Below are 22,705 nucleotides of genomic sequence, written 5' to 3'. Positions count from 1 at the left end.
AGATTAAAGAGCTTGGCAACAGGCTCTTTTTGTATTGCGTTTGTTAAGAAAAGCAAAGAACATTGATATACATTTAACTAAAAATTATTGTATGTTGTTGCCCTTAACTTGGAATGATAAGGGAATAACTAGAAAGATTTGTGAATACAAACGATTTCTGATATACTAAATATACAGTAATAATGAATGATGGGAGATGGGATGAAAGAATTTCAATTTGAGAGAAAGCAGCGTTTTTCTTTGAGGAAATATGCAATAGGAGCTTGTTCAGTCTTGCTAGGAACGAGTTTATTTTTTGCTGGTATGGGTGCTCAACCTGTACAGGCTACAGAAACGAATTCAACACTAATTTCAAGTCATTATTTGGATGAGCAGGATTTATCTGAAAAGCTGAAATCTGAGTTGCAATGGTTTGAAGAAAATAAGATTGAGGTAAAAGAGGGAAAAGAATACTACTTTATCTATCGAAAATTAGCTACAAGATTACCAGAAACAGGTCTTTTTTCTAATGATGGGATGTTTATCTTGGGAGCAGGATTATTATTGCTTTCCTTCACTTTAATCAAGAGAAAAAAGGGAGCGTCTTACTTCCTTGTGACAGTCTTTGCTGTTGGTGGTTGGGGAGCATCCATCTCTGCTTTAGAAAATCTGGTAGAATTGCAACCAGCCCTTGTTAAGAGAGTAGAAGGTCAGTTTTTACCAAGTCCTGAAACAGTCCAAGGATATGAATTTACGGGATATTATTTGGTAAGAGATAGTGGTAGCAAGGAACTTTCTGTTGATAAAGTAGAGTCGCCAGCATTATCTCAAAAGGAGGACAGTTCAGAACCTCAATCTAAGAAGATTGTACCACAGACTGCATCTCATTTTAGCTCGACTGAAGATCTTGTGCAATCTCCTCAACCATCCTACGCAGTTGAGAAAATTGTTGAAGCTCCTGCAAGCAAACAAGCTCCTGCTGAAATTGGATCTATAGGTACTAAGGAAGAAGTTGCAGGAAATCCCCAAGTAGAACAACCGAAAGCAGAAGATAATAGTGATTATAAAACAAGTCCTGAGGAAGGTGTGTTAAATGCCACAGTAGAGAAACCAGAATTGCTAGTCACTACAGAGGAGGTTGCTTTCCAAACGATAGAACAAGAAGATGCAACCTTAGCTAAAGGGCAAACTAAAGTTGTTCAAGAAGGTGTTGTTGGTGAACGCACCATCTATACGGAAGTCACTATCGTTAATGGGGAAAAATCTAGTAAAGTTATAGAAAATATAATTACAAAAGAGCCGGTGGACAAGGTGATTGCAGTTGGGACTAAGGAAGAAGTTGCACCAAAATCTGAGGAAGGTAGACCAGTTCAACCTGAAAAAACTCCAATAGTAGAGAATGAAACAGAGACAAAACCAGCTGATGGAATAGGACAACCAAGACCAGGAGCAGAAGAAACGCCGGGTACAGAAGCAACACCAGGCGAGAAACAAACACCTGACAAACCCGAAGCCGAGCCGAAGCAACCAGATCCAGCAACCCCAGCCGTGGAATCAGGGGGTGAGGAAAATCAAACTCTTGCCCAACAAGGTACTGAGTCTAAGCAACCCTCTAAAGAAACTGCTGAGACCAAAGATTCTGATCCAGCAAGCCCAGTCGTGGAATCAGGACGCGAAGAAGATCAATCTCCTGCGGAACAAAAGGGTGAGGAGAACCAGCTGGAGAATTCAGTTGAGGGGGTAAAAGATGTTGGTGAGTCTGCCCCACAAGAACCCCAAAAACAACCAGAACAAACGCCTCCATCTCCAGAGGTCAACCCAAGTCAAGGAAACGAACCAGGACCAACTGCTCAGCCTGACCCCTTAGCTCCTCAAGATCAGTCAGATTCTCAGAAGAAACCAACTGTCCCAAGTCCAGTAACTAAAGAAAAAGTATTGGAATATAAAACAACATATAAAGCTTCACCAGCCTTAAATTACAAAGAGCAACGAGTAGAAGTAGTAGGCGAAAATGGTAAGGAAGTGACAACTACTTCTTACAGTTTTGATGAAAGTACTGGGAAAATAGTAGAAAACACTTCAACAAAGATAGAAAAACATCCAGTAGATAGAGTTGTTAAGGTTGGGAATGTAGAAGAAACAAGATCAACAGTCAAAAGAGGTGAACAGTTTGTTGCGGATGAGTCACTTGATAAAGGTGTCAAAGAAGTCAGAAATCAGGGTCAGGACGAAGAAACGACAACAATAAAAGTTTACAAAGTAAATGAACAAACAGGAGACTTAACTGAGCCGACTGTAACGACAAAAGTCGCTAAGTCAATGCAGGCGAAAATAACGGCAGTAGGAACTAAGTCTAAGGTTGAAATAAAGGATACTCCGTTTGAAACACGATATGTAGCAGATGAGACGCTAAGTTATAAGGAAAAAGTAGAAACACCGGGTGAAAAAGGGCGTACAGTATCAACTACAAAATACACAGTAAATCAAGAAACAGGAGCTATTTCAGAAGAAACTACAACAGAAAACACTCCAGCTAAAGACAAAATAGTAAAAGTTGGAAATGTAGAAAAGATAGTATCACCTATAGAAATTACAGAGGTGAAAAAAGACGTTCCTGAACTTCCGAAAGGAAAAGAAGTAGTTGAAGATGCAGGTGAGCAAGGGGAAACAACCGTCACTAAAACTTATGAAGTTAATCCGGAGACAGGAGAGTTATCAAATCCAGTAGAGAAGACTGAAACAACTAAAGCTATGCGACAAAAAGTAATCTTGGTTGGTACTAAAGAAGACAAACCACATCTATTGCCAGAAAATAGCGAGTTAGAAAATGCAGTGGATGTGACGGAAGCTAGTAGAGAAATGAAGTCTGTAGACTTCTTAACAGATGAAAACTTTAAAGCACAACTAACTCCGCCGGCTTTAGAAATAGACCGCGATTTTTATAAAAAACGCAGTGAGTTGAAAAAAACGCAGCCGCAGATAAGGGATGATGAAGTAAGAGAAATTCTACGAAAAGAATATCTTGAAAAATTATCGATTAAAGAAATACTCGATGCGACTAAAACCGATTTAGAAGCTAGTTTGAAAAAAGTTGCGGCGCATACCTTGAGTATTTTAGGTGACAATCAACAAAATAGAGAAAAAGTAAAAGGTGATATTGAAGCTAATAAAGAGAAAATATTACTAGGATTATCCTATATCAATCGTTTTTATAATATTGATTTTGGAGATACCAATATCCGTGATATTCTAGCTTATAATCCAAGCTCATTTGGTAAGAAAGAGGTTACTGCTTTAGATTGGTTAACACACCTTGGGTCTATGAGTTATGATGAATTAAGATTAACCAATAGTCCAAAAACATTTGAGAAATACTTTGGTAAAATTACAGATAAACCAACATTATTAGATTTCCTAGATTACAACAGAACTACATTCACTAATATGGATGGTGATACGTGGTTGAAGAAAGCGACTAAAGCTATCGTAGTTGAAAAAGCTTCGAAAGAAAAAACTGATGAAAAAGTAGACTTATATACAAAATTAACTACTCCTCCTGAGAAATATGGAGCTGAAAATCTTCAAATTGAAAGTAGAAGACAACAAAATGTAGCTACATTATTAGGTTTGGTAAATATTAAAGAACCAAGCGTGTATGCTATAACTAACATAGCGACGGTAACCTACGGAAACATCGGAACGTATATGGATACTTCTTTAAAGAAAACAAATAAAGCTAAGTATACCGAAGAGCTTAATAAGGTTAAAGAATTGATAGAATTAACTGCGACAAGACAGGCTAATTATGTTGACACTTTATACAGAATAACAAAAGAAGAAAATCGTTCTAAATTAGTTACAAGTAGAGTGATTGTAGATACGATGAAAAAATATACGCCTAATGAGTTTGCTGGAATAGCGACAACATGGTCTAAAGAGTCAGGTCCTACAGCAGATAAAGGGGTTAAGGACTTTATGACGCCATTAGGGCTATATTCACCATCGCAAAATGTAGGTGCAGAAGCGAATGGAGTGGGTGTCCGTTACTTCATAGATAGAGTTCTGGATGATAGAGGTTCAGCGACTTACTCTCACGAAATGACGCATTTATTAGACAGAACAGTACTGTTTAATAATCATGGTCGTCGAGATGGTACAGCGGCAGAGTTTTATGCTAGAGGAATCTTCGAGAATTCATACACACCAGAGACAGATACATATTTCAACTTAAACTTCGTTTACGATGAAAGTAAGAAAAATGGCTTTTACAACAAAACACCAGATAGATTCAAAACAGCTGCAGATTTGAAATCTTATATGCATGGAAGTTTTGATGTGTTATATAGTTTAGATTATTTAGAAGCGGAAGCAACAAAACAACTTACAGCAGAAGATAAAACTAAATATTTCAAAAAAATAACACCAATTGCGTCGACAGGAACTAGAGCGACAGTAACATATAAAAATCCAGCGGTTAAAGCTACGCATAACAGTGAAAAAATCTCAGAAATTACACTAGATGAAGCGAGAGATCTATCGGATATCAATAGTCTGATTGACAATAATATTTTAGTTAATCGTTATATCATAAATGGATTTTATGCAACAGGTGATGTAAAAGCTAATGGGTATTATTTAGTGGATATGTTTGATACCATTTATGGTGTTAGTCAAAATGACTCTGGTATGAGTGGGGATATCACCTTTAGAAAACAAGCTTTTGAACTTATGGGAGCTTTGGGCTATTATGAAGGATTTGTTCCTTATGTGTCAAATCAATACAAAAACCAAGCTGAAGAAGAAGGCAAACCGCTATCTGATAAATATATTTTCGATAACATTTTAGGAAAATCTTACGCAGCTTTCAAAAAAGAGCAAATAACTGAGCGTGTTGAGAAATTAGGTAAGTTAAAACCAATTACTATAAATTACAACGGAAAAGAAGAAGTGATTGATAGTAAAGAAAAATTACAAGAGCTTATGAATAAAGCTGTTTTAGCTGAACTAGCCCAGATAAAAGCAGGAAACACAACGGCTAAAAAGTTTAAATTTATCGAAACACCCGTTCAAAAACTGAAAAAAGCGATTTATAAAGCTTATCTCAAAGATTCAGATGACTTTAGACAATCGATTTACAATAGTTAAGACAAAAGGGACATCTCTCTGGAATGAACATTCAGAGAGGTGTTTTTTTGCGCTCTTGTAAGGTTTGACTTTATTAGTTTGCTTGAATATGGAGTGATTTTCAGACTTTTCCACAAATTATAGAATCTTTTCTGAGTATTTAGGGAGTGATAGAGGAAGTCTTGAAAGCGCTTTTGTTTTGTGCTATAGTCAAGTAAATCGAGTCGTTTAAAGAGGAATGCTTGTATGAGAAGAGAAGAAGTTTTACGAAATCACTGGTTTTTTAGCCAAGAGATGGGGAAGGAAGAGGCCTTGGCACCGGATTTTCAGAGGGGAAATTGGCAGGCCATTCAAGTGCCACATGACTGGAGTATTTACAATGATTTTGACCATTATTCGCCAGCGCAAAATGAGGGTGGTCAGTTAAATGGGGGTCAGGCTTGGTACCGGACGCAGTTTTACTTGGAAGAAGATGCCAGTCTTGTATCGGTGCGTTTGTTGTTTGACGGGGTTTACATGAATGCCCAAGTCTATATTAACGGGCAAGTGCTGGGCTATTATCCCAATGGCTATACACCCTTTTCTTATGATATCACCTCTTATCTAAGAAACGATGGGACAGCCAACCAGCTTGCGGTTTTTGTGGAAAATAAGCAACCTAGCAGTCGTTGGTATTCGGGCAGTGGTGTTTACCGAGAAGTAAAATTATTGATTAGAGATTTGGTGCATCTGGATTTATATGGGATTAAGATAGAAAGTCCCAAGCTCAAGGAGCAAAGAGATGGATGGGTGGAAACTCAGCTTGAAAGTAAAGTTTCAAATGATGGGCCTCAGTCTGTGTCGGTATATTTAGAACAGAGTATCTGGTATGATGGACAACAGCTGTCAGACTGGCAGGCGACAGACTCTCTAGTGATTGAGTCTGGGGACAAATATTCTTTCCAACAAGCCATATCAATTTTCCAACCTTTGCTTTGGGATATTGACCATCCTCATCTCTATCAGTTGAAGACTCGCCTTTATAAAAATGGCATTTTGGTTGATGAAGAAGAGGAGAGCTTTGGTTACCGCTATATAGATTGGCAAGCGGATAAGGGCTTCTTTCTAAATGGTCGCTGGTTGAAGATTCATGGAGTTTGTCTGCACCATGACTATGGATCTCTGGGAGCTGTGGAAAACAGGTCAGCTGCCGAGAGACGATTGCGCCAGATGAAGGAAATGGGCGTCAATGCGATTCGAATCACCCATAATCCAGCTAGTAGTATCTTGCTAGATGTGGCTGCTAAAATGGGGCTACTTATTCAAGAAGAAGCATTTGATACCTGGTATGGAGGCAAGAAAGAATATGACTATGGTCGCTTTTTTGAGGAAGAAGCGACTCATCCAGAAGCGAAAGCAGGCGATTTCTGGTCAGATTACGACTTGCGCACTATGATTGAGCGTGGCAAGAACAATCCAGCGATTTTTATGTGGTCCTTGGGAAATGAAGTCAGCGAAGCAAATGGCGATGCCCATTCATTGAAAACTATTAAACGCTTGCTGGAAAGGGTCAATGAGATTGATGATAGCCGTTTTGTGACCATGGGAATGGACCAGTTCCGCTTTGGAGATGGTTCTGGAGGTCATGAAAAGATTGCTGATTTGCTGGATGTGGTAGGCTTGAATTACTCGGAAGATAATATTGATAGGATTCGTAAAAGACATCCCAAGTGGCGACTTTACGGGTCTGAAACCTCATCGGCTACCCGAACGCGTGATAGCTATTTTCGCCCAGCTAAGGAATGGGTTGGGGATAATCGCCACGTGCGGAATTTTGAACAGTCAGACTATGGCAATGATCGGGTTCCTTGGGGGAAGACGGCGACGGCTTCTTGGATAGCAGATAGAAATCGGCTAGACTATGCGGGTCAGTTTATCTGGACAGGAGTGGACTATATAGGTGAGCCGACTCCTTGGCACAATCAAAATGACACGCCTGTAAAGAGTTCCTATTTTGGGATCGTGGATACGGCAGGGATTCCTAAAAATGACTATTATCTTTACCAAAGTCAGTGGGTGGACCTAGATCAGCAGCCTATGGTTCATATCTTACCTCACTGGAATTGGGAAATCCACAAGAGTTATCAACAAGTTGTGGGTAAGTATGGGGATATCCCTGTTCGAGTCTATTCAAATGCTGGTTCAGTAGAGCTATTTCTCAATGGGAAATCCCAAGGCAGAAAGACTTTTCAGGAAAAATGGACTTCAGGCGGTAGAAAATACCAAGAGGGAGAAGGTTCTGGCCAACTCTATCTTGAATGGCGTTTGGCTTATCAACCGGGAGAATTGCGTGCTGTAGCTTATGACCGTCAAGGTCAGCTTGTGGCAGAAGATAGGGTGGTGACTGCAGGTAAGCCTGCTAAGATTGGGTTACATGCCGAGAAATCACAACTGGAGCCAGATGGGCAAGACCTCCTCTATCTCTATTTTGATGTATTGGACAAGAATGGAAATTGGGTTCCGACTGCTTCCAATCAGCTTCATTTTGAAATTGAAGGCCCTGCTCGCATTGTAGGTGTGGATAATGGCAGGCAGGCCAGTCATGAACGTTACAAGGCTCAGAAAAATGGTCGGTTTAAGCGGAAAGCCTTTCATGGCAGAGGTGTCCTCTTAGTTCAGAGCTTGGAGCAGGCAGGTCTAGTCAGAGTAAAGGCCAGTGCCAGAGGGCTAGAGCCAGCAAGTTTTGATCTCTTAGTGGGAGAGGCTTTGGCTACCCAACCAGTGAAAAATAAGCGCTTGTTTGAGATTCGAGTGAACAAGCAGGCAGAATTACAAGAAGGGGATTCCCCAGCCATTGGACTTTATCCACAAACTGTGGATAACCCTGTGAACAAGGTGGGGAATAGTGAAGTGATTTGGGAGATGAGTGGCAGTGCCCACGCCATTATCAAGCAGGGAGTGCTTCATTGCTTGTCTGCAGGGGACTTGGCTATTCGCGCCATTTATCAAGGAAAGACCTATCAAACTCATTTGCAGGTCTCAGAAAATAGCTCACTAGGGCAGGCAGTTTCTGTACGACCACTTCGCTTGTATACAGCTAAGGGGACTTATCCACAGCTTCCGTCCTCGGTCTTGGTGGACTATGAGTCAGGCGATGCAAAACGAGTCAAGGTTGTCTGGGAGGAAATTCCTAAAGAAGATTTGGAAAAATTTCATGAATTTATGGTATCTGGTCAGCTAGAGGGTTTGGATTTAAAGGCTTCTGCTCAGGTTTGTGTTCAAGGGATTTGTGCTATTGAGCCTGAAAGGGTCTGGACGCTTGTCAAGGAAGCTCCACACTTACCAGACCGAGTTAAACTAGTCTTATCAGATGGCAGAAGAGATACGGCCAAGGTGACTTGGGATGAACTCAATCCTCAAATCTATGATCAGGTAGGAGAATGTGTGCTCACAGGACAAGTAGCGGGCTGTGAGTGGCCGGCAACAGTCACTATTCATGTGACAGATGCCAGTGTAGATGGGGAAGTCATTTCCAATCAATGGACAGGGTCCAATCTGCCTCTGGTCTTTGCTTCCCACTCAGAGCTGAATCACCCAGTCTCTTACCTCAATGACAAGGTCATTTCTCGGAAGAAATCGACAGCCAATACTTGGATTGCTAAGTCAGATCAAGCTAGCGTGGGCATTCTTTTTGGAGATGCAGGGATTTTAAAACCGCGATTTGTGGATAATGTGACCTTGTATTATGTTGAGAATCAAGAATACGTGGCGATGGAGCCTACTTTTATTGATTATTATGTAGGGAATGAGCCTAGCTTGCCTCGGACTCCCAATCATTTGGATAAGGATTCCCTGCTCAAACAAGAGGAGAATTGGCGACCTGTATCAGCTATCCGAAAAGTTTCAAGCGACAAGGCTGAAGAGCTTCGTTTTGAATTTGACAAGGTAGAAACCTATGCCCTTCGTCTTCGATTTGAAAACTTGGTAAATCCACTAGCGTTAACAGAATTGCAAGTGCATGCCAAAAAAGTTAAGAAAAATGTAGATAGGAAGTAGTATGGTAAGAGAAATAAAACCGCATGGGCCCTTGCCTAGTTCGACCCAGCTAGCTTATTTAGAGGATGAACTAGCAGCCTTTATCCATTTTGGTCCCAATACCTTTTATGACCAGGAATGGGGGACAGGTCAGGAGAATCCTGCACGCTTTAACCCGACAAGGTTAGACGCACGTGAGTGGGTTCGCGTGCTCAAGGAAACGGGCTTCAAAAAGTTGATTTTGGTGGTCAAGCACCATGATGGCTTTGTCCTTTATCCGACAGCTCACACAGATTATTCGGTCAAGGCCAGCCCTTGGAGGAATGGAGAGGGGGACTTGCTCCTTGAAGTATCCCAAGCTGCCACAGAGTTTGATATGGATATGGGGGTCTACCTATCGCCGTGGGATGCTCATAGTCCCCTCTATCATGTGGACCGAGAAGCAGACTATAATGCCTATTATCTGGCTCAGCTGCAGGAAATCTTATCAAATCCTGCTTATGGTAATGCAGGAAAATTTGCTGAGGTCTGGATGGATGGAGCTAGAGGAGAGGGCGCTCAAAAGGTCAATTATGAATTTGAAAAATGGTTTGAAACCATTCGTGAACTGCAGGGAGATTGCTTAATTTTTTCAACAGAAGATACCAGTATACGCTGGATTGGCAATGAACGAGGGTATGCAGGTGATCCCCTGTGGCAAAAGGTGAATCCTAATAAACTAGGAACAGAAGCAGAGCTGGACTATCTTCAGCACGGAGATCCCTCGGGCACGATTTTTTCAATTGGTGAGGCAGATGTTTCCATTCGACCGGGCTGGTTTTACCATGAAGAGCAGGATCCTAAGTCACTTGAGGAGTTGGTCGAAATCTACTTTCACTCGGTGGGTCGGGGAACTCCACTCTTGCTTAATATTCCGCCGAATCAAGATGGGCTCTTTGATGCAAAGGATATTGAACGTCTCTATGAATTTGCGGCCTATCGCAATGAGCTCTATAAAGAAGATTTGGCTCTGGGATCTGAGGTATCTGGTCCAGCTCTTTCCACAGACTTTGCCTGTCACCATTTGACAGATGGCCTTAGGACCAGCTCTTGGGCAAGCGACGTAGGCTTGCCAATCCAGTTAGAACTTGAGTTAGGGTCACCTAAAACTTTTGATGTAATTGAGTTAAGAGAAGATTTGAAGTTAGGGCAACGAATCGCTGCTTTTCATGTGCAAGTAGAGGTGGACGGCGTCTGGCAAGAGTTTGCCAGGGGCTTCACAGTTGGTCATAAGCGCCTCTTGCGAGGTCCACTAGTAGAGGCACAGAAGGTGCGCGTGATGATTACAGAGTCACAGGATTTACCTGTATTGACCAAGATTTCCCTCTATAAAACTCCTGGATTATCAAAAAAAGAAGTTGTTCAGGAACTAGCATTTGCAGAAAAAAGTTTAACTGTGACAAAGGGAGAGGCTCTTCATTTTAGGATTGAACGTAGCGAAAGTGGCTCCTCTTTAGAGGCTAAGATTTCGATTCAACCGGGGACAGGTGTGCATGGTGTCGCCTATCAGGATGAGATTCAAGTCCTTCAATTCCAAGCAGGGGAAAGAAAAAAAGATTTGTGCCTACCAACCCTGTATTTTGCTGCCGATAAGACTTTAGATTTCTATCTAAATCTGACTGTTGATGGACAACTGATTGATCAAGCTCATATTTTAGTTGAAACGAGATAAAATATCTTCACAATTCATTTCCTTTTCGAATAAATAGATAGAACCATCGAATCTAGCAAAATTAGATTTAAAAATATGGTATAATAGAAGGAGGAAATGGATGACTTTAAGACATCCGGGCATTAGCCCGACCAATGATTTGGTTGCTAAGAAAATCTTTAGCAACCCAGAAATCACTTGTCAGTTTATCCGCGATATGTTGGACTTGCCTGCCAAAAATGTAACCATTTTGGAGGGGAGCAATATTCATGTACTACCTTCCCTGCCTTATTCAGCCCAAGATTTCTACACTAGCATAGATGTCTTGGCGGAGTTGGATAATGGTACGCAAGTTATTATTGAGATTCAGGTTCATCATCAGAATTTTTTCATCAATCGCCTATGGGCTTACCTATGTAGTCAGGTTAATCAAAACCTAGAAAAAATTCGCCAACGAGAAGATGATACCCACCAGAGTTACAAACATATCGCACCAGTATACGCTATCGCAATCGTGGACAGCAATTACTTTTCAGATGATTTGGCCTTCCACAGTTTCAGCATGCGAGAGGACACGACAGGTGAGGTCTTAACCATCACAAACAATGGACAAGAAAACCATCTAGTCAAGATGGCATTCTTGGAACTAAAAAAATACAGAGAAACCAGCAAAGACAAGGTTCGTAAACCATGGTTGGAGTTTTTCGGGAATAAGCCCTTTACCCAGCAACCCGAGCGAGCCATCAGCCAAGCAGACCAACTGCTAGACTACAAGAGCTGGTCCGAGGAGGACAGGAAGATGTTTAGCCAACTACGTATGCGAGAAGAACAGGCCTTGTTAGCGCAGGACTATGCCTTGGAAACAGCTAGAGCGGAAGGCATTGAAGAGGGATTAAAAGTAGGTCTAGTAAATCTCGTTCGCCAAGGTCTGCTGCTATCTGAGGTTGCCAGTCAGCAGTTGGGTATGACTGTGGCTGAGTTTGAGGCGCTATTGAAAGACCATCACAAATAAGGACTAAAAAAACTCTAAGCAGGCAGAGCCTGCTAACTCATGACAGAAAAAGAAGTTTAGCTTATAATGAAGATAAACAATACAAATCCGTGGTGTCTAATAGGGCTTTTCCTAGCCTGTTAAAAAAACTGGATGAACAAGAGTCATGAGATAACTCGAATATGCCTTGAGCATAAAAATATCTTACTAGTAGCCTCTTGTTCTATTGTTCAAATAGTTAACAGGAGGTTTTTATAATGGAAGTCATGATTGAAACGTGTTGTGGTATTGATGTCCACCAAAAATCCATTGTTTGTTGTATTCTAGATGATCCACTAGATACTAATAAGCCAAAGAAAATTCAGAAGAAATTTGGGACAACTACTGTAGCTCTTCACAATGCCTTAGATTGGTTGGTGGAAAACCATGTCACACATGTCTTTTTTGAAAGTACTGGGCAATATTGGCTCCCTCTCTTTAATATCTTTTCAGATTCTAATCTCGTCTTGGTACTTGCTAATCCTCAACATATCAAGAATGTGCCTGGTCGAAAAACAGACATGAAAGATGCCGAATGGATTGCTCAACTCGGCCGTTGCGGACTAATTGAACCTTCCTATATCCCTGCTCCTGAAGTAGTACAGCTTCGTTTACTGACACGTCGCATGCGTTCTTACAAGCAGCGTCAAACTCAAGTCAAAAATGAAATTCACAATCTCTTACAACGGGCTAATATCAAGCTAACAAGTTATCTTTCTGATATTTTTTCTAAGACAGGGCGATCACTTTTAAAATTATTTATTAACGGAGAAAGCATTACTGTAGAATCTGTTATCCCTTGTATCCAAAAGCGAGTGAAAGCAAGTCCAGAAGAACTTGTTGAAGCGATGGAAGGAAAGTTGTCACTAGAAGATCGCTTCCTCTTAGACCAGAGCTTAGAGGAATATCAGATGTATCAGGAACTCATTGAAAAATTGACCGATGAGATTCAACACTACATCGAAAAGGAGTTTCCCTGAGGAAAATAGGATACTTCAAACCATTCCTGGTGTGAATGAAAACTGTGCTGCCACTATTCTAGCTGAGATTGGACTAACTGTTACAGCCTTTCCATCCGATGCACACTTAGCATCCTGGGCTGGACTATGCCCAGGATCTTATGAGAGTGCTGGCATTAAAAAATCCTCACACATTACGCAAGGAAATCGATATATCAAACAGGCTCTGACCATGTCGGGATTAATTGTAGCACATTCTAAGGATCCAGCTTTTTCTTCTTTTTACAATCGAATTTCCCAAAGAGGAAGCAAGATGAAGGCGATTATTGCTTGTGCTCATAAGATTCTCAGAATCATTTACAAACTACTCTCCACCAAACAGACTTATCAAAAAGAAAAGGCGATAGGACTGAGGAAACAGTTCTAACGCTAAAACTAAAAAAATTCAATTACAGTATAGCACAGGAAGTGATTTTTTACTGTCTTTTTTCAAATAAAAATTTAGCGTTTTGCTGTTCAAATTTGCGAAAATAGTATATAATAATACTGTCTCAAAACTTGTCTTTTGACAAGCCTGGGAACAAAAAGAAAAAAACATATCCTTTCCTTAAATACTAAAATATTTAAGGGGGGGGGGGTATTTTTTAGTACCTCCAGAAAGGAAAAAACGAGAGGTAATTCAATCATGAAAAAATCATATCGTGATGATAACGGGGAAAAGGTCTTCCGTTATTCCATTCGTAAGTACCACTTTGGTGCTGCCAGTGTTGCGGTAGCGGCTCTGATGTTTTTTGCCAACGGAGCTGTGGCAGCGAGTGAGACAATTACTCCAGTTACGGCAAGTGATGTCGTTACGGCAGGTTCTGATGGCAATGCAGATGGGGTTCCAGGAACCTCGGATGAGGAAGACTCCAAGCAAGCTCTGACTGACCAGCCAGCTGAACTTAAACCAGCTGATGAGCTAAAAGCACAAGAGGCGCCGGCTGAAGAAGCTGAACAAGGGAAAGCTGTGTCTAAGCCTGCTGAGGTAGACTCTAACTCTAGCCAGCCAGAGTCTGCTCAAGAGAAGCCTCAAGCAGAGGGAGAAAAAGAGCAAGAACAGCCAGCTGCTGTTGCTAATACAGAGGCAGCCAAATCGACTCAAGGGAATCTGCAAGCTTTGTTGGCAAACCTAACCCTAGACTCTATGAAGGCTCTCCACGATGAAGTGGAAGCGGGTCTAGCAGCAGCTAATGCAGTTTTGAGCGACCCTAAAGCGACACAAGCGCAAGTTGACGAGCAAACAAGGGCTATGGAAGCCCTAATCAGCCGTGTCAACCAAGCCTTGACGCCTGCCCTAGAAAATCCAACAATCTTGGAAAAAGCAGGTCTAGCATCTACAGACCTCACATCTACAGGTATAACTTCTACCGGACTCGCTACTCCAGACGGAGCTGTGACCGAGCAACCAACCGGAGGGAAGCGTCGTAGAGGAGGAGGCTTGAGCGCGACAGCACCAGCTGCAACCCAAGACGCTTCATCTGCTGGAGGGAACGCAACTACTCCTGGAGCTAGCTCTAGCTCTCAAGCTACTCCACAGGCACTCCCAACCTACACCAACACAGAAGGTAAAAATGGTGTTTATGACCTAAAAAAAGAGTTAGAGTTTATCACTAATCAACTCCGAGCTAACAATGCGTCGGAAGATAAAATCCAAGCAGCCAAGGCAGCCGTTGATAAGTTCAATGAAGCCTTCTCTAAAGGAGACACTATCAGTCAATCAGATTTTGATGCGGCCTTAGCAGATCTGAAAAAATCACGTGAACTTATCGAAGGAGTTCTTGCTGAAAAAGAGGCTAATGGAGCGGTTGTTTCAAATCCCCTTGAACCACGGGTTTCTAAGAGGAATGAGTCTGGTTATTCACTTGATGATGATGAAGATGACATCGAACATGAGCAATCTTCAGATACAGAACCAACAACCATCCAACCGCGTTCGAACAGGACACCTCGCTCAGTTGATAGTGTTGGAATATATAATAATAAAAATAGGTACTACTTTGATAGAGGACAAGACCCCGCTAGTCCATATAGCCGATACACTTATGCGTTTTTTAATGAGCGTGCTGTCAGAGGTTCTGGAAATCCAGATAGAATTAGTAGACTACAAGGATATTTGAAAGAAACAGTAACCCCAACAACAGAAGGTTTTAGATGGAATATTGAGATTAACCCTGGAAGAAATGATTTAGATGGTATTAGCTTCATGTTTACGGTGCCTAACGGCCAAAATATTAAACAAGATACAGTAACAGTAACTAAAACCGATAACGCTGGAACAACTTCGAATTCAACCCAGGGTAGAGGTAATAATCAAGATATGGTTACTGGATCATTGAGTGCGGCTGGAGCAAACAGTGTAGTGAAGGGAACTCCCGAGAATACGAATGCTGCTGGAGTAGGAACTCCAGGAAGCCCTAATTACTATTTAGTAGGAAATGTAGATGAGTTTTATAGAAGCGGATTAGCAATCCGAAATACACAACCAGATGCATTCCACAGTAGAGGGGATAGCGAAACTGTACCAGCTAACTCAGAATTACAATCAAGAGCAGAAAGAGAGTTAGGAAATCAGAAACTACAGAGAATTAAAGATTCTAGAGGAGTAACTTATTACGGTAGAATAGCAGGGAATACGAGTTATACAATTACTTTCAAAACGCAAGGTAATAACGATTTAAATAAATTAGATTATTTATCTGTATTAAAAGGTATTAAAAATGGAGAAAAAACTTATTTAGGAAGTATAGTGCACGTTAGAACAGATAGTGAGAAGGGATTTGCTGATAAAAACATATATCGTCTTCAAGGTAATGGCTATTATGAAGTTGAACAAAATACGGCATATTATACGTCTAGATACCTAGGAGAAGGAATAAAAGTTAAAGAGAAAAATGGTAGCGCTGCTTATGCTTATGAAAGATATGAAGATAAGCCGTTAGATCCAAACGTTAAAGGAGTTTTAACGAACGGTGGTAACGCAGGTACTGACAATGCTTTCGATATAGATGCTCAGTCTTATGGAGACTATTATAACGAAGGTGATCAAAAGATAGATAAAGAGACTGCTAAAAATGATGCATTGAATAATGGACAAACCATCAGATGGTATAAAGGAGATAGTGAACTTACTAAAGAACAAGTAACTTTAGATGCTATATCTAGAGCAGGGGTTCACACTTATAAGTATAAAGTTTCGTATAATGATGGTTCCTCTAATGAAGGAGAAATCCATTTTGTAACAAAACCTAAAAAACCTGAAATAACAACAGATATAGAAACAAAACTAGGGCAAACACATGATGTTACAGTGAGAAATATCGAACCAAATAGCGTAGTGAGCTTATATAGAAAAGGTGTAAATAATCAAGCTGATTCACTTATAGGTACAGTTGCAGCTAACGGTCAAGGAAATCAAGTTACGTTTTCAAGAGTCAATCTTCAAGCTGGGACTTACTATGTGAAACAAAAAGTGGGAGGAAGTTGGTTAAATCGCCAAAATAGGATGACTGAAGGAGTTTATTCTGATCCTTCTTCTGATAAAAAAGTAGATGGACTAAGGCTAGGGACTACTGGTTTCTTTAGTGGCAGTGATAGAATCGATAGAAAACCAATAGGAGAACGTTTAGTAAAAGACAACCCAAGAGATGCGGAGTTACTCCACGCCTTTATAGCTGAGTCTCCAGATGGAATTAAAAATGTAGACGTGAAAAATCCAGACAACTTACCTGGATTCACTAAAAATCAACCGTCTAATGCATCTAGTACCACAAGAAAAGGGATAAATGTACGTGTGCCGGCAGGAAATATTCAGGGTTCTTATAGACTTATATTTGAAGCAACTTCTAATAGTGGTGTAACGAAAACATTTACCACGGTTATTAACTATCCGCCAGCAGCCCCATCTTTTGAAACAACATCAGAAAACTTGAAAGGGAAAGCTCAAGAGAATCTAAAAACAACCCAGTCGCCTATCATTATAAATGCAAAAGGTGTGAGTGTTAGTAATGGTAAGGTGCAAGATGGTAAAAAATGGAGAGTCTTTTTGGTTAGAGGTGGAAACAATAGTAATGATTATCCTTCTAAAGCACAAGGTTATGAAATTATCGCTGAAACAAATCCAAGAGATGGAGATAAAAGAGCCGTATTCACACCTGATAAATTTAGGGTGGATAAATTAGGAACTCAACCACTTCGACTTATAACTGCATTGACAGATGAAAAAACAGGAAAAATAGATGAAAACTTAGTTTCTACCTTGAGTACCGATAGTATACAAGCAACTGACCCAATAACAAAACACCAAATAAAGCCGGAAGTAAGTCAAGATCCAGATACTTTAGAGGTTACTGCCAAAGTTGGACAAGGTGGGGCTAATAAGGCGAAGATTACTTTTTTCCCTCCGGGAGTCTTTGGTGCTAATGAAACATTCACTAAAGTAGGAAATTCATGGGTCAAAGAATCACAAAACTATGACTATATAACTATTTCGAATAATCCAGATGGAACAGGGACAATCCATATTCCATACGGGAGGACTGCAAAGAACTATCCAGTTGGAGCTAGTCAATATGAAGAAGGACAAAGTCTAGAATCAGATAATAATAGGGTATTCGTAAAAGGAGATGAAACGGCACCGAAGGTGAGTTTAGGTGATCATGTTCTTCCGACTACTGAAAATACTGCTACAACTCCAATATACAAAGTTGTCCAAGGAAGTGCATTTGCACCGAAACTTAAGGTTTGGGATAATATAGGTAGTGTCAAGGAGTTGGATATAACAGATACCCCTGCTGGAATTACTAAACAGAATTTTGGAGATCAGTTCCAAAGTCAAACAAACGCCAAAGAAAATAGTAAATATAGTGATTCAACATTTAGTGGGAATGTTGCAGATACGCAAGAGGTAGGACAACATACAGCTCAAATTACCGTAAAAGATGCATCAAATAATACAGCTACTTACTACTTGCGTTATGAGGTTCTTCCAAAAGTAGAAGCTAAGCAAACTAAGTTTCCACAAGTTAAAGATAAAGCGTTGCAAGAGGGAAACAATCCTGAAACGTATGTTCAATTCAAAAATGGTACTCAAAATGTTACTAAGCCAGCAGCGGATGTAGCTTGGGAAAGCCGACCAAATACAGCAGTTGAAGGTCTGGATAAAACAGGAGTAGTAAAAGTTACCTACCATGTAACAGATGAGAACGGTCAACCTAGAGATGAAGTTAAAAATGTAACAATCAATACGCCAGTCTATCACGCAACTGTGAATGGTAACGGTATTTATGAAACAACAGTAGGAACTAACTTCTCAGCTTCTACTAGTGCAACAGGGAAGTATTTAACTTCTAACTTTAACACTAATGTTAAATATTATTGGCAATCAAACAGAGAGAATGGATATTCTGAATATGGAGGAGATACACGTAGCCAAACTGCAGATTATCTAGGAAAACGTACGGATACAATTCGAGTTTTCTATCCAAACTCTCAAAATACCCAGGATTTTCGAGATAATCGTTCTGAAGACCATGTGATTACGTTTGTGTCTAAACCTAAAGTACCATCTGTTGATGTTGCCTCACTAGCTGGAAAAGCGAATAAGACAAATCAAACAGTAACAGTTAATAACGTTACACCAGGAACAACAGTTAAATTATACAATGGCGATACTGAGATTGGTTCAGTAAATGTACCGAAAGGTGATAATGAATCTTATACAACTGTCAAAAATAATGTTACGGTAACGGTAAATGGTACATTACCACTTTCTGACAATATTCGTGCAAAAACGATATACACACCTGATAATGTAGACTCGGGATATAGCACGAGTGTAAACAGTACGACGCAGGCACCATCGAAACCAAGTATCTCTCAAAGTCCAGAAGATTTAGTAGTGAAAGCGAAAGTAGGGCAAGATGGAGCTACAAAAGTGACGCTTACCTATGTTAATGCAAATGGAGCTACTAAAACAGTAGGATTTACGAAAAACAATGGAAACTGGGATAAAGATAATGCGAATGCTGATGCTACAGTATCGATTACAAATGAGACTGATGGTCTAGGTGAAATTCAACTTCAACGAGATACAGCACTAGCAGGTTCTGAAGTGACTGTTAAACAAAAAACGAAAACATCAGATTACAGTGCTTCAACAACAATAAAAGCTCTAAGTAGATTAGATGGTCTAACAAATGTTGCTCAAGCAGATGGGGCTGTGGATATCCATGTTCCGGAAGATGCGACTCGTATGAGTTTAACTTATACACCGACAGGGCAAACTACGTCAACAACATTAGAATACACGAAAAACGGTAGAACATGGACATCTCATAATGGAATAAATACTTATTCTGATGCACGAAAAATTTCTATTCCAAAAGGTGCTGTAGAGGATGGTACTACTGTTTCGGTTATTGCATCAAACGATAGTAAAACAACTGCTAATGAAAAAAGTAAAGCGAAGTTTGAACAACCTAGTGAAATAGCTGATGCTATTATACATCAAAACGGAGATGTAGAAGTTGCATTACCAACAAACGCTGAAGAAGTTACATTAAGCTATAAAAATAAAAATAATGTAATGTCGACAGTAACTGTATCTAAGCGCCAAGGTAATACTTGGACAGCAGGAAGCTTACCAGATGGAGTAAGCTTCAGGGATGGTAAGGTTACATTTGATTATAGAAAAGTAAATAGAGACACTCCTATTACAACATCCGCTACTAGAGGAACAGGAGAGGAGAAATCACAACAGCGTACGAAGACAATCTCTATACCAGAGCATGTAGCTCCTAAAGCGACGAATGTTGTTATTTCAGCTAACGGAACACCAACTAATGAACAATTATCTGCAGGTGTGGAAGCTAATAATAAACGAACAGTTGTTGCTAAGGAACAACAAACCGCTGTTGCGGCTGGAACTAAAAAGGTGGTTAAAACTACATTAACTTATCAAGACAATTCAACAGAAGAAGTTGATGTAACGGTAATTTCACGACCACTAGCTCCGAGTGTTGATAATTTAGAAACTCGTTCTTCAGTTTCTGGACTTCTATCAACTGCTCGTACTATTTCAGGTCAAGCTATGGCAGGAGCCGAAAAAGTAAAATTAACTTTACAAGATGGTAACGAGAAAGAAATTAATGTTTCTAGAGATGGTAGCTGGAATTACACATTAACATCAACTGAATTACTTACACAAACAGCCTCTAGATTTAATGCGAAATACAGTGATAGAGAAATTAGTGTTGTACAAGTTAAAAATGGTGTAGATTCAGAACCAACTAGAGTTGGTGTTCTAATGGGTAGAGCTACTGTAGATACTCCACTTCAAGCTGGTCGTACTATAACTGTACACATACCACATGATGCAACTGGTGGATATATCCGCATAGGAGGTTCAGTAAGCAATAGTGGAGTAGACATCGGCTTGAAGAAAGTGGGAGATAATTGGACTTTAGCAACAGACACAGCTACGACTAATAAACTTGAATTAACAGCAGAAGTAGATCCAGATAATCAAGCTATGACTAAAGTTACACTAAAAGTTAAAGATAATAGTGTATATAATTCACCGTTTACAATCGGTTCAGAGCGAGGGGCTGTAAAATTCAGAGCACACTTATATAATGGAGGAGCGATTAATCAACCAATTGATGTCAATCGTCAGGCTGAATTAAATTGGATTCTTTCAGAAACTCCTACAAATACAAGACCGACAGTCGAACTAACTAAAGAAGTTGGAACGGATACACCTAAACTTAAGGATAATCATGTATTTGCCGCACCAACTGTTGATGAACTTAAAGGATATTTTGAGGGAAGCGACGTTGAGGATGATAATGGTTTAACAGTAGGTTATGCTGCTTCAAACGTAGGAAAATTACGAGTTCGTGTATTTAGAGATAGAGATATGTCTGCTGATAGGCCAGGTACATCAGTATCTGCTGTGAACAACAGAATACCAGCTGGAAATTATACACTTGTATTATCTACAATTGATGCTGCAGGTGAAGAGTCTAATGTTATTGAGAAGAACATTGTTGTTAAAACTATGGCAGACTTCTACAAAGATTCGCTAAAATATCCAACAGAAGCAGAAAAAGCGATTTTTGGTAATGATGATCTTGAAGGTGATAATTTCAAACAAGAAGCAAAAACACGTTTTGCAGACAAAGTTCGAGAAGTAAACCAAGGAAATGCTAAACTTCCTGCAAATGTGACTTACACAGCAGGAACTGATACTGAAAAAACCAGAACAGTTGTTGCTAACTTCCCGGATGGTTCTACTATTGATATTTCTCATGCATTAGTAGCAAAACCAACGAAACCTACAATTAACCCAACAGAAGGTCAAGGAGAAAGTGCTAAATTAAGTGATACGGATCGTACAATTTCTGGTACAGCGCTTCTAAGTGCAACGAAAGTAACTATTCATTTCCAAGATGGTCGTGGTGCTAAAGGAAGTCAAGACGTAATTCCGACTAATGGAAGATGGAGCTATAATTTACCATCAGATCGTTATCTTCGCCAGACTGATGACACAACAGTTATAGGTTCGTCGTCAGTTCCATTATCAGTAACACAGACAGTCTTTGATGCTGTTAGTGATAAAGAAAATATCTATGTAGCAAAAAATAGAAACTTCGAAGGTAGAACAATTACGCAACCAAAAGGAAGTGAAGAATTAAAAGCTTTAAAAAATGATGCTAAAAAAGGGATTAAGTATACTGAGAAAAGTATGGAAAAAGACTTCCCAAGTGATTTTGATGCAACATGGCTACAAACACCGGATATTGATACAGTAGGAAAAAGAACATATACAGTAAAAGTAACAGAAAAAGAACAATCTGATACAAGTAGACCTGGCGAGTACGAGGTAACAATTACAGTAACAAATCCAAAACCTGCAGAGTTAACTTATGAGAATAAGGACAACGGTACAACTCGTATTAAGTTACCAACAGATGCGGATAAAGTAAGGTTAACAATTCCAAAAGGAATTAGAACTGAGGAATATACTCTTACTTCAGAAAACAACTGGGAGCTACCGTCTAACTCTAGAATAACAAGAGAAGGAGATTACTTAGTCCTAAGCTCTGATTCTGTCGATGGAAATCGTCAAGTAACAGCAATAGCTACTAAAGGAGAAGGAGAACTTAAGAGTGGAGAGACACCAACTTCTATTCCGATTCCTACGCATGAAGTTGAAGTGACGAAAATTACGAAAAAAGTTGGAGAATCAACGACAGATAAAGAATTACTTGCTGCGGTAGATGTAGCTAACAAACGATCAGCTGCACTAAAAGAAGGAACGAAATATCCAACAACTGTAGGAACTCATACTCTTGAAGTTATGGTAACTTATGCAGACAACAGTACTGAGATAGTTAGGGTGTCTTATGAAGTAACGGCAGAAGACAAATCAGGCTTAACAACAGCTAAAAATGAATTAGCAGATGCGATAGCAGTAAATGCAGATACAGCGGATAAACCACAAAGCAAAGTACAAGCATACGAAACAGCTAAGCAAGCAGCAGAAACAGCTAAGAGCGACGCAGAAGATGTGATTGGAAATGAGAATGCGACAGCGGATCAAGTAAGAGAAGCACTAAGAAAAGTAGGCGACGCTAAAACGAACTTAGAAAAAGCAACAACAGCATTGAACAATGCAGGAACAACGCCAGCTAAGGAAAAATTATCAAGAGAAGCAGCAGCATTAAGCAATAGAGCAGATACAGCAAACAAAACACCAGACAGTGTTACAGCGTACAATAATAAAGTAGCTGAAGCGCAAAATGATATAACACAAGCGCAAGCAGTAGCGCAAGCAGTAGCAAATAAAGGAGATGATGCGACAGCAAC

6 protein-coding genes are annotated in these 22,705 nt (G+C 40.1%); all 6 read left to right on the top strand.

Annotated elements, in window-relative coordinates:
- The first annotated feature begins 201 nt into the window (after window positions 1-201).
- Window positions 202-5,124 (top strand): ZmpA/ZmpB/ZmpC family metallo-endopeptidase, encoded by a 4,923-nt coding sequence (locus tag HT698_RS01890; protein ID WP_173218785.1) that lies wholly within the window; start codon window positions 202-204, stop codon window positions 5,122-5,124.
- Window positions 5,125-5,349: 225 nt separating this feature from the next.
- Window positions 5,350-9,138, top strand: coding sequence for a sugar-binding domain-containing protein (locus tag HT698_RS01885; RefSeq protein WP_173218787.1), 3,789 nt, complete (start codon window positions 5,350-5,352; stop codon window positions 9,136-9,138).
- A 1-nt stretch (window position 9,139) separates the two neighbouring features.
- Window positions 9,140-10,828, top strand: coding sequence for an alpha-L-fucosidase (locus HT698_RS01880; protein WP_138703866.1), 1,689 nt, complete (start codon window positions 9,140-9,142; stop codon window positions 10,826-10,828).
- Window positions 10,829-10,928: 100 nt separating this feature from the next.
- Window positions 10,929-11,819, top strand: coding sequence for an Rpn family recombination-promoting nuclease/putative transposase (locus HT698_RS01875; RefSeq protein ID WP_138703865.1), 891 nt, complete (start codon window positions 10,929-10,931; stop codon window positions 11,817-11,819).
- 236 nt (window positions 11,820-12,055) lie between these two features.
- Window positions 12,056-12,817: an IS110 family transposase gene (locus HT698_RS01870; RefSeq protein WP_173218789.1), complete on the top strand. Its 762-nt coding sequence runs from the start codon at window positions 12,056-12,058 to the stop codon at window positions 12,815-12,817.
- A gap of 664 nt (window positions 12,818-13,481) precedes the next feature.
- Window positions 13,482-22,705: YSIRK-type signal peptide-containing protein (locus HT698_RS01860; protein WP_173264367.1), on the top strand; the 9,224-nt coding region annotated here is incomplete at its 3' end.

The sequence above is a fragment of the Streptococcus sp. 3109 genome, from assembly GCF_013276905.1.
GTDB lineage: Bacteria > Bacillota > Bacilli > Lactobacillales > Streptococcaceae > Streptococcus.
Note: the sequence above shows the minus strand (reverse complement) of the source record. Positions and strands in the feature narration are given on the sequence as shown.